This is a genomic window from Paenibacillus hodogayensis (assembly GCF_039536325.1).
GTDB lineage: Bacteria > Bacillota > Bacilli > Paenibacillales > NBRC-103111 > Paenibacillus_AB > Paenibacillus_AB hodogayensis.
The window spans coordinates 572,362-586,294 of sequence record NZ_BAAAYO010000002.1; the positions used below are offsets into that span (position 1 = coordinate 572,362).

General features: G+C 57.5%; 12 protein-coding genes. 6 read left to right on the forward strand and 6 right to left on the reverse strand.

Going from position 1 to position 13,933, the window contains the following annotated elements:
- Positions 1-9 precede the first annotated feature (9 nt).
- Entirely contained in the window at positions 10-777 is a 768-nt protein-coding gene (gene map, locus ABD796_RS07985) for a type I methionyl aminopeptidase (RefSeq protein ID WP_344905574.1), read from the reverse strand.
- Positions 778-930: 153 nt separating this feature from the next.
- On the opposite strand from map, the gene ABD796_RS07990 reads away from it, so the two are divergent.
- The 5 genes from ABD796_RS07990 (at position 931) to ABD796_RS08010 (ending at position 5,477) form a co-directional block, all read left to right on the forward strand.
- Positions 931-1,992, forward strand: coding sequence for an acyltransferase (locus ABD796_RS07990; protein WP_344905577.1), 1,062 nt, complete (start codon positions 931-933; stop codon positions 1,990-1,992).
- A 373-nt stretch (positions 1,993-2,365) separates the two neighbouring features.
- Positions 2,366-2,620 carry a ribbon-helix-helix protein, CopG family gene (locus tag ABD796_RS07995; protein ID WP_344905580.1) on the forward strand — a complete coding sequence of 85 codons (255 nt, stop codon included), beginning with the start codon at positions 2,366-2,368 and terminating at the stop codon, positions 2,618-2,620.
- Entirely contained in the window at positions 2,617-3,831 is a 1,215-nt protein-coding gene (dnaN, locus tag ABD796_RS08000) for a DNA polymerase III subunit beta (RefSeq protein ID WP_344905583.1), read from the forward strand. The genes ABD796_RS07995 and dnaN overlap by 4 nt, the downstream gene beginning before the upstream one ends.
- Positions 3,832-4,102: 271 nt before the next feature.
- Positions 4,103-4,366 carry a hypothetical protein gene (locus tag ABD796_RS08005; protein ID WP_344905586.1) on the forward strand — a complete coding sequence of 88 codons (264 nt, stop codon included), beginning with the start codon at positions 4,103-4,105 and terminating at the stop codon, positions 4,364-4,366.
- A 169-nt stretch (positions 4,367-4,535) separates the two neighbouring features.
- The gene (locus tag ABD796_RS08010; protein WP_344905589.1) at positions 4,536-5,477 is read left to right on the forward strand and encodes an AraC family transcriptional regulator; all 942 of its coding nucleotides are present in this window, start codon (positions 4,536-4,538) and stop codon (positions 5,475-5,477) included.
- Here ABD796_RS08010 and ABD796_RS08015 read toward each other — a convergent pair.
- The 3 genes from ABD796_RS08015 to ABD796_RS08025 all read right to left on the reverse strand — a co-directional run bounded on the left by ABD796_RS08015 (position 5,428) and on the right by ABD796_RS08025 (position 9,811).
- Positions 5,428-7,305, reverse strand: coding sequence for a NosD domain-containing protein (locus ABD796_RS08015; RefSeq protein WP_344905591.1), 1,878 nt, complete (start codon positions 7,303-7,305; stop codon positions 5,428-5,430). The two genes, ABD796_RS08010 and ABD796_RS08015, sit on opposite strands and share 50 nt — an antisense overlap.
- Before the next feature lie 383 nt (positions 7,306-7,688).
- Positions 7,689-8,318, reverse strand: a complete 630-nt coding sequence (locus ABD796_RS08020) for a YigZ family protein (protein WP_344905594.1) — start codon at positions 8,316-8,318, stop codon at positions 7,689-7,691.
- Between the two features lie 137 nt (positions 8,319-8,455).
- Positions 8,456-9,811, reverse strand: coding sequence for a glucose-6-phosphate isomerase (locus tag ABD796_RS08025; RefSeq protein ID WP_344905597.1), 1,356 nt, complete (start codon positions 9,809-9,811; stop codon positions 8,456-8,458).
- Between ABD796_RS08025 and ABD796_RS08030 the strand changes: the two genes are divergently transcribed.
- Positions 9,799-11,340 (forward strand): NAD(P)-binding domain-containing protein, encoded by a 1,542-nt coding sequence (locus ABD796_RS08030; RefSeq protein ID WP_344905600.1) that lies wholly within the window; start codon positions 9,799-9,801, stop codon positions 11,338-11,340. The genes ABD796_RS08025 and ABD796_RS08030 overlap by 13 nt on opposite strands.
- Here ABD796_RS08030 and ppnP read toward each other — a convergent pair.
- Together ppnP and tkt are read right to left on the reverse strand one after the other, a co-directional pair.
- Positions 11,310-11,630, reverse strand: a complete 321-nt coding sequence (gene ppnP, locus ABD796_RS08035; RefSeq protein ID WP_344905603.1) for a pyrimidine/purine nucleoside phosphorylase — start codon at positions 11,628-11,630, stop codon at positions 11,310-11,312. The genes ABD796_RS08030 and ppnP overlap by 31 nt on opposite strands.
- Before the next feature lie 135 nt (positions 11,631-11,765).
- A complete protein-coding gene (gene tkt / locus ABD796_RS08040) occupies positions 11,766-13,781 on the reverse strand; it encodes a transketolase (protein WP_344905606.1) in 2,016 nt (671 codons plus the stop codon).
- Positions 13,782-13,933 lie beyond the last annotated feature (152 nt).

Here is a 13,933-nt window from a genome sequence, read left to right on the forward strand (position 1 = left end):
CGACGGCATTTAGCCCCTGACCAGCTCAGGCGTTAAGGAGGTCAAAATAAGGGGGCCTTCCCGGGTAACGGCAAGCGTATGCTCGTACTGGGCCGACCACCGGCCATCGACAGAACGCGCCGTCCAGCCGTCCGCCCCGATCCGGGTCTTCGTCGTGCCGGACGTCAGGATCGGCTCAATCGTAATCACCATCCCCTCCTCCAGCTTCACGCCGCGCCCCGGCTTGCCGACATGGGAAATCGACGGCCATTCGTGAATCCACGAGCCGATGCCGTGGCCGGTAAATTGCTCGAATACGGCATACCCGTTTGCCGCGGCGAGCCGACCGATCGCATGGCCGATATCGCCAACCCGCTTACCGGGCTTCGCTTGGGCAATGCCCGCGTACAGGCAGCTTTTAGCCGTGCGCAGCAGCCGGATCGACGAATCGGACACCGCCCCAACGGGAAACGTCCATGCCGAATCGGCCAGCCAGCCGGCATAATTGACGACCATGTCGATCGTGACGATATCCCCGCTTCTGAGCGGTCTCCCGTCCGGTATGCCGTGGCAGGCCACCTCGTTCACCGACGCGCAAGTGGCGCGGGGGTAGCCGTTATATCCTTTCTGTTCCGGCGTGGCGCCGTGAGCGGCCAGAAAACGCTCCACATGGGCGTCGATCTCCAGCGGGGTCAAGCCCGGTCGGATCAGCGTTTTTAAACGGTTCCGGCAAGCGGCAAGTATCGCGCCTGCTTTAGCTATGCCAGCGATATCCTCCGGCGTTCTCCATGGTGCCATGCGCGCTTCCTCCTGATCGTCCGACAGACGGAGTCCGGTGCCCCCGGGCGTCCTCGCGCCTCCGCTAGGCAATCCGCCTGTTTTGAAGTATACTTACTTTGGTTTATTGACGAGTTGAGGCGTGAATTACGCCGCGAAAGGTAGAGATTGACTTTGCGCAAACCGAAACTGCTGGAGCTGGATATCGTACGCGGAGTCGCCATTGCGGCCGTGCTGCTCATCCACGGTACTTCCACCCCCAGAGTCGAGCTGCCGCTCGGCTCGCGATCGCATACGCTCTATTTTGCCATCAACAATTTGAGCTATTTCCCGGTACAGTTGTTCGTGCTGCTGAGCGGACTCGTGCTGTTCTACAGCTATTACGACAAATGGACCGTCCGCAGCGCGCCAAGCTTTTACTTCAAGCGGCTGCAGTTCATTCTGATTCCTTATCTGCTGTGGTCGTGCTTTTATTACTTGTTCGACCAGTGGCTCAACCCGGCCGTCAAGGTGCAATTCTCGTTCTCCGACTTCGTCTCGCTGCTGCCTTGGGCGGAAGCCGGCTACCATCTGTACTTCATGACGCTCATTATGCAATTTTATGCGCTGTTTCCACTTCTGGTCACACTGGCCAAGCTGTGGCGCCCGTTAGGCCGCTATTTGGGCTGGTTCGGGGTGGCCGTGCAGATCGCCGTATACTTATATGGCCAGTACGCCGAGCAGCCTATTCCGCATGGAGACCGCCTGTTCGTTAGTTATTTTGCGCTGTTCTGCATAGGCGGCTCGATTGGCATGAACTACGAACGGCTGATCGGATGGCTGAACCGCAACATTTGGTGGGTTACCGGAGCGACCGCTTCCGCCGGGTTCGTCTTCCTGCTGCTCAGCCTACAGGCGCAATACGGCATGCGGTTGAAAGCTTACGAATTCGAGCTGTTGTTTAACGGCTACCCGATCTTGATGGCGCTCAGCCTGATCTGGATCGGCCGTCATCTGCTCGCCAGCGCCCCGCGCCTATCGGCCGTCTTGTCGTCGCTCGGCGCAGCTTCGTTCGGCATCTATTTCATCCACCCCGCGTTGCTCGGCTATTACAGCGTCCAGATGCACGCCGTACCCGGACAAGCCGCGTATCACTTGACCGTATGGGGAGGCATTGCGCTTATAGCCACCGTTCCGTGGGCGATCGTCAGTCTGCTGAAACGGGTGAAGGGATCGTGGCTGCTATTCGGCAAATAAATCCGCAGCCTTCCCCACTTCTCCATTCGGCGCACCAAGGGCTCGAATGCTCGGCTTGCGGCATCCGAGCCCTTGGTGCAGCCGGTGATGGCACGATCGGGTGCAGACGATGGAAGCGCCTCCGAAACTGTAATGGAACTGCAATATGTTCTTCACCTTTCTTTAAGGTTCAAGCCCTATACTAATAATCGACCCCCTTTTTCATATATAAATTTGGAAGACCCGCGGCCCGTTGCTTGCGGGTCTCTTTTTTTGTCTCCTTGGCCTTGTACATGGCCAAACCGTTCTTGCCAGTCGCGACGCGTGTATGATACGCTATATATAGTTTTTATTATGAATAAGGTAACCTTATTCTAAAAAAGGAGCGTATCGTATGAGCCATGATGAAATCAAACTGAGTATTCCAAAGCGCGAAGGACAGATCAGCGCTTTATTTTCCCGCGGCGGACCGCGCGAAGGAGCCGGCCGGCGGGGCATCGGCCATACCCGGAAGGTGTCGGTTACGCTGCCTCCGGACGCGTGGGAGCAGTTCGAGCACTACTGCGCCGAGCATCGTCTGTCCAAGTCCGAGCTGCTGCGCGAGCTTCTTCTCGAGCGCTTTGCGCCGCAAAACCGGGAGGACGCATGAAAGCCGTCGTCCCGCAAGCCTCGCTGCTCGAAGCTCTTCAGCATGTCGTTCGTGCCGTCCCTACCTCCAGTCCGCTGCCGGTCATGTCCGGCATGCATCTGCACTTCAGGCGCGAGCGGCTGACGCTATCCGCTAGCAACGGGATCTTGTCGATCCGCGCCGATATTCCTTTGCCGTCGGGAACGAATCGTACGCAGGAGGGCTCCCTTGTCGTTCCGGCCCGTTATTTCGCCGATATTGTCCGGAAGCTGTCCGCTCCGCAAGTGGAGTTGGGGCTGACCGAGCCCTTCACGCTGCTTATTCGGGCAGGCGGCGGCTTTTATCGTCTTTGCGGGGCCGATCCGGACCTGTTTCCCGAGCAGCCGGCATCCGGAGCCTCGCCATGGCTGCTGACGCTGCCTAATGCGCTTCTGAAATCGCTGATCCGCCAAGTAGCCTTTGCTGCATCTGCCTCCGATACTCGGCCGCTACTAACCGGAGTATGGTGCCGTTGCGACGGCGGAAGACTGATTTTGACGGCAACCGACAGTATCCGCTTCGCCTCCGGCAGCTCCCTGCTTCCGCCGGAACGGGCTTCGGGCTCCTTCGAAGCGGTGATCCCGGCCAAAGGCTTGAACGAGCTGGCCAGACTGCTGCACGACGAGCAAGGCGAAACCGCTATTGCGGCGCATGACGGGCATATCGTTTTTTCTACTGCCAACCTGACCTTGGGCTGTGCCTTGCTTCACGGTTCTTACCCGCCGGTGGATAAGCTGGTGCCGCGGTCGTTCGCGGCCGAAGTCACCGTCGGCAAGCTTCCGATGCTTCAGGCGATCGAACGGGTTACGCTTCTGGCCGGGGAAGGTTGCGTCGTTCATTTGCGCATGATGCCCGCTGCAGGAAACGACTTGTCCCGGCAAAACCGATCCGGCACGGACAACGGTCATGACGGCACTAGCATCATTTCGGGAGAGAGGGGAACGATCATCGAGCTTCTATCCCGATCGGCGGAGATCGGAGACGTACGGGAGGAAATTCTCGTCGAGCAGTCGAACGGAGAGCCTCTGACGATTTCCTTCAACGGCAAATATATGGCGGACATCCTCCGGGCGATGGAGGGCACGGCGGTCCGGCTGAGGTTTACCAGCAAGCTCGCCCCCCTTGCGGCAGAGCCGGCCGAACCGCATCCGTCGGCTTTGTACTTGTTAACTCCGATCCGTACGGCGATCTAGCGACCGATTACTCGATGCGTGAAGGCCTCTGCTCGAGGCCGCTTGCTTGGATCTCGTGCCCCGCGAGCATGATGACAGATTTGCGCCATTGTGTTTAAGTACGAGATCATTCGACTTAGGGCTGGCGGCTTTCCGCCGGATTTTGCTATACTGGGGTTGACTCTGCTTCACGCGGCGAGGTACGGTTCAGGGCGCCGAACGAATCGTTTCCGGCTCTCCGGGAAACATAAGTCGGACATTTCCAAAACCGGAACATGGAGGTTAACCTGCTATGGAGCACAAAAGCAAGGAACAGTTGGAGCTCGACCTGGCCAATGCGTTAATAGAAGGGGAAATGGCGGAGAAACAGCCGGACGTCGCGGCGCTCCGGCGCCTCAGCCCGAGATACGAAATCCGCACGCAAGCGAAGTGGGATCCCATCGTCGAAGAAACGAAGCGGGTTCGCACCTTCGTCCGGGAAATTGACGACCGTTACGACGCTTACGTCCCTCGGAACGAACAGACGTCACGAGAAGGCGGCAAACAACGCGATTAATCGGCCTTCAGGCTTACTCAATAGCAAGCACGGACTGCGCACGCTCGTTAAAACAAGAAGCGTAGGCATGCGCTTGCCGGACACATGGCAAGCTGCGCTCGCCGGACCGGGGCGCATATCGAACCGGACGGATGGCAGCGGGTTTTCTGCTAAGGGGAGGAGCAAGGCCATGCTTTATTCCAAAACAATTTATCTGGAATGCGAACAATTCCCGTTCCGTTCCTTTCTGTACAAGACGATGCCGCACAGGCAAAAGCAAGTTCACCACCACGATTTCATCGAGCTGGTTTACGTCGCCGAAGGACGCGGAGAGCATGTATACAAGGGCTCCTCCTACCCGATATCCAAAGGAGACATCTTTGTCATTCCCCCGTTCGTCGAGCACGATTATGTCGTTCTTGGCGATGCACCTCTTGACGTATTCAACGTCATGTTTTTGCCGTCCTTTCTGACATCCGAGCTGCAAGCGCTATCACAGTCCACGCCCTTTTTCGACTTTTTTTATGTGGAGCCTTTTTTTCGCCAAACGCTCGATTTCGAATCGCATATGAAGCTATCCGTACTCGAAGGACAAGAAATCCGGCAGCGGCTGGAACGCATTGTCGAGGAATACGACACGAAGGCGTTGGGCTACCGGATTTCCATCAAAGCGCTGGTCATCGAAATGCTCGTATGGCTCAGCCGCCGTTACGAACAGCGAAGCGTTCCTCCTCCGTTTCACGCGAATCCGTCCAGAGCGATCCAGTCCGTCTGCCAGTTTCTCGAGCACCACTACGCCCAGGACATCGGCCTGGAGCAGGTGTGCCGCATGAGCGGCATGAGCTTGTCCAGCTTTACGGCCAAGTTCAAACAGACGATGGGCAAAACGTTTACCGAATACCGCAACGAAGTGCGCATCCACGCTTCTCTAAAGCCGCTCCGCGAAACCGACGACAAGATTATAGCCATAGCGGAGAGTGTCGGCATCAGCGACTTAAGCTACTACAACAAGCTGTTCAAGCTGCACACGGGCTTGACACCCCGAGAATACCGGATCAAATCGAGATTGCCGGGATCTGCGGTTAAGCAATCGGCCCGAACGGACTCCACACCCCCGGCGAACCTGCCGTAACGCATACCCAGCCTATATATCCTCCGGAAGCGGGAGCGGCATGATAGACCAGATCCCCCTGCTTCCAAGTCCCCGCAGTCGGAGCGGTGGTTCCGATGCTGTGCCGCTTGCCGTTCATCTGCGCATAGGCGACTCCATTGGTCTGGTCCGGAGAGCCAGACACGTTGCCGCTCACCAGCCGGTTATTGGCGAAGCTGTTGTTCAGCGCGCCGGAGTAGTACTCCATATCGTACGTCCCCTCCAGAACGTTATCCGACAGCACATTGTTGCTGCACCCTGCCTCCAGACGAAGCGCAATGCCGCCTGCCGACCGGACGATATTGCCGCAGATGGAGTTGTTCTGCGACGTCGTAGAGGCCGATGACAAATAGATGCCGTGACGCACGGGAGAGACGATCACATTGCCGCGAATCGTATTGAAATGGCATCCATTGCCGTCGCGGGGAATAAGCTGAATGCCATGGTTATGGGTCGCGTCTCCGTCCGGTTTCATCTCGATAACATTGCCCGACACCGAGCAGTATTGGGATGCCTCGATCAGAATCGCTCTCCGTTTGCTCCACTCGATCCGGTTGTCGGCCACGATCGTATAGTCGGAGCAGCGCAAGTTAATGCCGACCTGCGCTGCCGTCGGACTGCCATAGCCGATATTGCGCAGCCGGTTGCCGATAATCGAGACGTTCCGCGAGTAGTCCGACGACGTGGAAGCATGCTCCAGCGTAATGCCGTTGCCGCAGTCGTAAATCGTATTGTGCGCGACCAGCGTTCGCTGGCAAATGCGCTTCAAGGCAATTCCGCCGAACGGGAACCCCGTTATCCGGTTATCCGATATCACGTTCTCGTAATGCTTTGTGCCGTTGCCGTCATTGACGTATATGCCCACATCGCCCCCCGTCTCGATGCGGTTGCCGACACATACGGAATTGGTCGCGCCGGAGAACATGATGCCCGAGTCCGGAGCATTCCGGATCGTGCAATTGCGTATGACCGCGTTCTCACCGCCGATCGTCATGCCGTCCGCTACCGAAAAGCTCGTATTCCCCCCGCTTCGATTGCCGTCCAGCACGATGCCCTCGATCTTCACATCCGAAAAGCTCCCTCCTGCGGGGTTCATGTTGTGAAGCAAATAATAGGCGGTTGACGAGGAAACGCAGTGATTGTCCTTCAGCTTGAGGACGCCGCCGTACCCGATCAGGGCGACACGCGCTTTGACATGAATGCTCGTAAAACGGAAGGTGCCTGAAGCCGGCACGTATACCGTCCCCCCTCCTGCCGCCGATACGGTATTGACGGCCAATTGGATCGCGGTCGTATCGTCGGTCAGTCCATCACCTTTGGCCCCGAACCACCGGATGTCGACGCCCTGCTCTTCCGTCAGCCGCTTGAACCGGGCTCCGCCGGCGGATACGACGACAAGCCCGGTATTGTCGGCCGCTGACATGTCCAGTGGATCATAATAGAATATCCCTTCCTGCCCGTTATCCTTGACAAAATAAAGCGCCGGGTATGCCGGAACAGGCAGCGCCCGCAGCTCGGCCAGCGTCACAGCCGGGCAACCGTGGTCGCAGCAGCCTTCTCCTTCTCCTTCGCCGTACACTTGAGCGGCGACGCTCCCCCCGGATTCGGCGGAGCTCAAGACGCCTCCGGCGATCAGCGCCAGCCCGGCCATGCCGAAGGAGGCAACCAGTTTGCGGCGGCTGACGCCTCTACCCGGATCGGGCAGCGCCTCTCTTCCTTCCCCCTTCGCAGAGTTAGGCACGGTTAGCGGCGATTCCGACTCCCCATTGATAACGCTTCCATTTGAATGATCGCGATCATTTCTCATCATAAATTCCTCCAGTTCGGATGTATTCCCACTCATCCTACTACAGGTCGGGTCAAGCCCTCTTGGACAATTCGCCAAACTTTGCAGGCGGAATGCCAGTTCGGCATGTTATCCACAGAAAATGAAATTGCCCACAAATTATTCACAAGGTTGTTAACTGTTTTACTGACTAAATGATAGGTATATGCACAATGTATCCACAAATCCTTCATTTTCTAAAAATAAAAACGATTCGCTCGATTCAAAAAGAAAAGATTCCACAAGTTATACACAATGTTATCAACAGAATATCCCCGGACTTGTCCACAACAAAAAAAGAGAGCGGCTTATGCCCTCTCTTCCCTATGCTCCTCTGGCTCCCGTGAGCGGCATCACCAGAAGCCGAATTATTCGACTTCCCTGTACTCCGTCTCGCCGGATTCGATATGGGCCTGCCCTTGCGTCAAATCGGTCATCCAGGCGATAAACGAATCCGCCTCCGCTTCCAGCGGCCAGCATTGCAGCGTAACTTTGTCGGCGAATAGCGTCTCGCCAAGCATGGTCCCTTTGCCGCGCAAGCCGTTCTCGACTTTCCCGTGCCACGTGTAGTCGATCTCCACCAGCACCTCCCGGTGCAGCGCAAGCGTGATCGGCACGGCTGCAGCCAGTCCCTCCACCGTCGCTTCCGTGTACGCGCGAATGAGACCGCCCGCCCCCAGCATAACCCCTCCGAAGTAGCGTGTTACGACAACGGCCGTATTTTTCAACCCTTGCTGCTTGATTACTTCCAGGATCGGCTTGCCCGCCGTGCCGCTCGGTTCGCCGTCGTCCGACTGCTTCTGAAACTGGTCACGCTCCCCGACGACGTAAGCCGAGCAATTATGCGTTGCCGTGCCGTGCTCCTTCTTGATCTGTTCGACGAAGGCGACCGCTTCCTCCTCGCTTTCCACCGGCTTGACATGACCGATAAAACGCGACCGTTTGATCACGATTTCCGCCGATGCCTGCCGTTTGACGGTCCGGTACCGTTCCAGCATGCGTTTCACCTCTTTGTCCGAAACTGGCCGTATGCCTAGAAACGCACATTAATGCCGCTCCATGCCTGTGGCCGCACAGAAAAAACGGGCAGTCCGGAACCGCTCGTCCCGGCTTGCCCGCCTCCTTCGATATCCGCTTATTGGCCCAGACGAGCCTCCAGCTCCGCCTTCTCTTTCTCGAAGCCGGGCTTGCCGAGCAGCGCGAACATATTTTTCTTGTAAGCCTCCACGCCGGGCTGATCGAACGGGTTGACGCCGAGCAGGTAGCCGCTCACGCCGCATGCCTTTTCGAAGAAATAGGCCATATAGCCGAACGAATACGCCGAGATATTGTCAATCGTGACGATCAGATTCGGTACGCCGCCGTCCGTATGCGCCAGCATCGTGCCCTGGAATGCCTTCTTGTTGACGAAGTCCATCGTTTGGCCGGCCAGGAAGTTCAACCCGTCCAGGTTTTCCGGGTCGGTGCCGATGACGATCTGCTCGGGTACGTTGGCCACTTGGATAACCGTTTCGAACAAATTGCGGGCGCCTTCCTGGATAAACTGGCCCATCGAATGCAAGTCTGCGGAGAAGTCGACCGACGCCGGATAAATGCCCTTCTGGTCTTTGCCCTCGCTCTCGCCGTACAACTGCTTCCACCATTCGGATACGTAATGAAGCGACGGCTCGTAGTTGACGAGAATTTCGATCGCTTTGCCCTTCCGGTACAGCGCGTTGCGCACGGCCGCGTACTGGTAGCTCTCATTGGCGCCCAGCTCCGGTTGCCCGTAAGCGCGGGAAGCGTCGGCCGCCCCTTGCATCATTGCCCCGATATCGATTCCCGCCACCGCGATCGGCAGCAAGCCTACCGCCGTCAGCACCGAATAGCGGCCGCCAACGTCGTCGGGAATGACGAACGTCTCGTAGCCTTCGGTGTCGGACAGCTTTTTCAATGCGCCCTTCTCGCGGTCGGTCGTCGCATAGATCCGTTTGCGCGCACCGTCCTTGCCGTATTGTTGTTCCAACAGCTCGCGGAACAAGCGGAAGGCGATTGCCGGCTCCGTCGTCGTGCCCGATTTGGAGATGACGTTGACGGAGATGCGTTTGCCTTCCAGCAGCTGCAGCAGGTGCGTCACATAGGTGGAGCTTATGTTATTGCCGACGAAGTATACTTCCGGCGTGCTTCTCTTTTCCTTGGGCAGCATATTATAAAAGGAATGCGACAGCATCTCGATCGCCGCCCGCGCGCCCAGGTACGATCCGCCGATCCCGATCACGACCAGCGCGTCGGAATCGTCCTGAATCCGCTTGGCCGCCTGTTGAATGCGCGAGAATTCCTCTTTATCGTACTGATTGGGCAGCTCGATCCAGCCCAAGTAGTCCGAGCCCGCTCCGGTTCCGCGGTGAAGCTGCTCGTGCGCGAGCCGAACCGGCTCCCGGAAATAATCGATTTCGTGCTGCTGCACGAAGGATAGTGCCCGGCTGTAATCAAATTTCAATGGCTGGCTCATATGTGTCTTTCCTCCCACACCCTATTAGTTTTGGAATACAGATAGAATACTGGAATCCTGCCGGCAAAAGCAAGCCAGGCCTGCCTTCCGGTCGGGACGGAGCGCCGCCCCGCCGTACAAGTCAGGCAGAGAAGATTCACAGAGGTTGCCGGAAATGCTACAATGGTTCTAGGACCAGCAGCACACCAGGCACTATTTTCGCTGCCAACTATTTCGAGGTGAATACGATGAAAAAAATCGGCTTTATCGGCCTGGGAACGATGGGACAGCCGATGGCGGCGAATTTGCTGCGCAAAGGCTTCACCCTGTCCGTGTACAACCGTACGACGGACAAAAACGCTGAACTGGTGCGGCTTGGAGCGGAAGCTGCCGCAACTCCCGCCGATGCCGCCCTGGATGCGGACGTCTTAATTACAATGCTCAGCAATGATACAGCCATCCGGCAAATATTTTACGAACCGAAAGGCATTTTGGAAGGCATCCGTCCGGGCATGACCGTAATCGATTGCAGTACGATTTCCCCGCATATGAGTAAAACGCTCCAGGCCGAACTGGCCGAGCACGCCGTTCATTTTCTGGACGCCCCCGTCACGGGCAGCAAGCCGGCCGCGGAAAGCGGCACGCTGTTGTTCATGGTAGGCGGGAACGAAGAGGCTTTGAACGCGCACCGGGACGTCTTCGAAGCGATGGGCAGCCGGATCGTCTACATGGGCTCCTCGGGCGCAGGCTCGTATGCAAAACTGGCGCATAACACGATTGTCGGCATTAACGCCATCGGCTTCGTGGAAGGATTGGCTCTTGCGGCCAAAGCCAACATCGATCTCGAGAAATTTTACGAAATCGTTCTGGCCGGCGGCGCCAGCAGCAAGCAGGCCGAGCTGAAAGGCCCGAAGCTGTTGAAGCGGGACTATTCGAACCAGTTTTCCATGCAGCTGATGCACAAGGACTTGCGTCTGGCCTCGCAGTTGACCGACCAGCTGCAGCTTACCGCACCGCTGCTCGGCCTGGCCAAAAACGTGTACGAGATGGGCTTGAGCAAAGGTCTCGGCGACCAGGACTTGTCCGCGATCGTGCAGTGCTACGAAGAATGGATGGACAAGAAGATCGAAGCCTGCGACAAGCCGGAAACACATCCCGAGGCGTTGCTTTCCACCCAGGATCTGAACATCGAACGCCGCCGCAGCATACGCGTGCCGATGAATATCCGGCTGCTTCTCTCCGTCTACCAGTGGGAGCAGGAGGGCTCGTTCTCCGGGCAAAATATCGAAGGCACGCTATACGATCTATCCGACAGCGGCCTGCAAGTGACCAGTACGTTTCCGCTCGCCGAGGACATGTTTATCGTGATTCATTTTCCGCAGGAAGCGGATCTGCCCCCGATTACAGCCCGCATCATCCGCGTATTCGCGGACGAAGGTCTGTTCCGGTACGGCTGTATGCTCTCCGGGCTTCCTCCCTACACGCGCATCAAGCTGGAGGAGTACATTCAGGAAAAGCTTCAGGAGCCCGTAATAAAGGAGCAAACGTAATCCGTTACCGTCTTGACGTCCATCTTAAACGTCGCATGCGCCGGTACCTCGAACTGCGTTCCGCCCTCGAACGGCTTCCATTCCGTTTCTCCGGGAAGCAAGGCGAGCAGGCTGCCTGACGTAAACTCCATAATTTCCACCGTATCCGTTGTGAATTCGTAGACGCCCGGCAGCATCAAGCCGAGCGTCTTTTTCGACCCGTCGGCGAACCATACGGTCCGGCTCGTTACGCCTCCGTCAAAGTATACGTTCGCTTTGGTTGCCACGCTGACGTTGTTGAACTGAGACATGGTTTTCGCACTCTCCCTGATTTCGTAGAAATGGAATTGTTAAAAAGAGTCCTTCGCGGACTCTTTTATTTCAGGCTGCCGAGCGCTACTCCGCGATTCGACAGCCTTCTCTATTGGTCAATCGGGCCGAAAGCCTTACAGCAAAGCTTTTACCTTTGCGACGACATTGTCGACCGTAAAGCCGTATTCGGAAATGATTTTGTTCGCCGGAGCGGATGCGCCGAATCTGTCAATGCCCAGCACCGCGCCTCCGTCGCCCACGTAACGGTCCCAGCCGAGCGGATACGCCATTTCTACCGCAAGACGGGCCTTCACGCCGGACGGCAGTACGGACTGCTTGTACTCGTCGGATTGCTTGTCGAACAGCTCCCAGCTCGGCATGCTGACGACGCGCGCGCGCACGCCTTCCTCGGCCAGCTTCGCCTGAGCTTCGACCGCAAGCGATACTTCCGAGCCGGTAGCTAGAATGATGGCTTGGGCTTCTCCGCCTGCCGCTTCGGACACGACGTATGCGCCGCGGTTAATCCCTTCGCGGGCTTTCTCCGCCGTCCCTTCCAGGTTAGGCACGGCTTGACGGGTCAGGACGAGTGCAACCGGACCGTTTTTGTTTTCCAGCGCATAGCGCCAGGCTTGCGTCGTTTCGTTGGCATCGGCCGGACGGAAGACAGTCACGTTCGGAATAATGCGCAAGGCGGCCAACTGCTCGATCGGCTCGTGGGTCGGACCGTCTTCGCCTACGCCGATGCTGTCGTGCGTCAGCACGTACGTAACCGGCAGATCCATAATGGCGGCAAGACGAACAGCCGGACGCAAGTAGTCGGAGAAGACGAAGAACGTGCCGCCGTAAGGCTTGACGCCTTTATGCAGCGCCATCCCGTTCAAAGCCGCTCCCATAGCGAACTCGCGTACGCCGAAGTAGACGTTGCGGCCGCTATAATCGTTCCGGGTCAGCTGCCCGAGCCCCTTCATATGCGTCATCGTCGAAGACTCCAGGTCGGCGGAGCCGCCGATGAATGCAGGTACTTTGGCCGCGAACGCGTTGATGGCATTGCCGGAAGCGTTCCGCGTGCCGATACCTTTATCCGCAGGACTGTAAGTCGGCAGATCGGCGTCCCAGCCTTCCGGCAGCTCGCCGGCAACGGCCGTCTTGAATTGCTGCGCCAGTTCCGGATGCGCTTGCTCGTAGCGGGCGAACAGCTCGTTCCACGCTTGCTCGGCTTGGGCGCCATGCGCTTTCGCGTCGGCGAAATGCGCATACACTTCCGCCGGCACGTGGAAATGCTGATCCTCCGGCCATTCGTACGCTTTTTTGGTCAGCACGACTTCGTCAACGCCAAGCGGGGAGCCGTGCGGTCCGACATGACCGCCCTTGCCGGCTTTGTTCGGGCTGCCGTAACCGATTACGGTTTTGACTTCGATCAGCGACGGGCGCGGATCGTTCTTCGCAGCCAGAACCGCCTGCTCGATGGCAGCAAGATCGTTGCCGTCCTCGACGAGGCTGTAATGCCAATTGTAGCCTTCGAAGCGGGCTTTAACATTTTCCGAGAACGACAAATTCAGCTCGCCGTCAAGGGAGATGTCGTTCGAATCGTACAGCACGACCAGCTTGCCCAGCTGCAAATGGCCGGCCAGCGAAGCGGCTTCGCCGGAGATGCCTTCCATCAGGTCCCCGTCGCCGCAAATAACATATGTATAGTGGTCGATAATATTCAATTGATCGCGATTATAAGTCGCAGCCAGGTGAGCTTCGGCGAGCGCCATGCCCACTGCGCTGGCAAAGCCTTGTCCGAGCGGGCCCGTCGTGGCATCGACGCCTGCCGTGTGGCCGTACTCCGGATGGCCCGGCGTTTTGCTTCCCCACTGCCGGAAGTTTTTCAGCTCGTCCAACGACAAATCGTAGCCGCTCAGATGAAGCAGGCTATACAGCAGCATCGAGCCGTGGCCGGCCGAGAGTACGAACCGGTCGCGATCGATCCATTCCGGATGGTCCGGGCTGTGCTTCATCAGGCGCGCGTATAGGGCGTACCCCATCGGCGCTGCCCCCATCGGCATGCCGGGATGCCCGGAATTCGCTTTTTGCACGGCATCAATAGACAGCGTACGGATCGTATCGATCGCCAACTGGTCGATTGATTTCGTTTGAGACGTCATCGTTCCATTCCTCCCAAAATCGGTATTGCGCATCGCGGTTGTCTACCGGACGCGAACCCTGCTCTTTGTCCAGCGGACACTTGCAGTCGCTTTGCATTATTGTACCATTTGCTTTCGCCGTTTACCACAATCTATGACTGAAAACCGTTCTC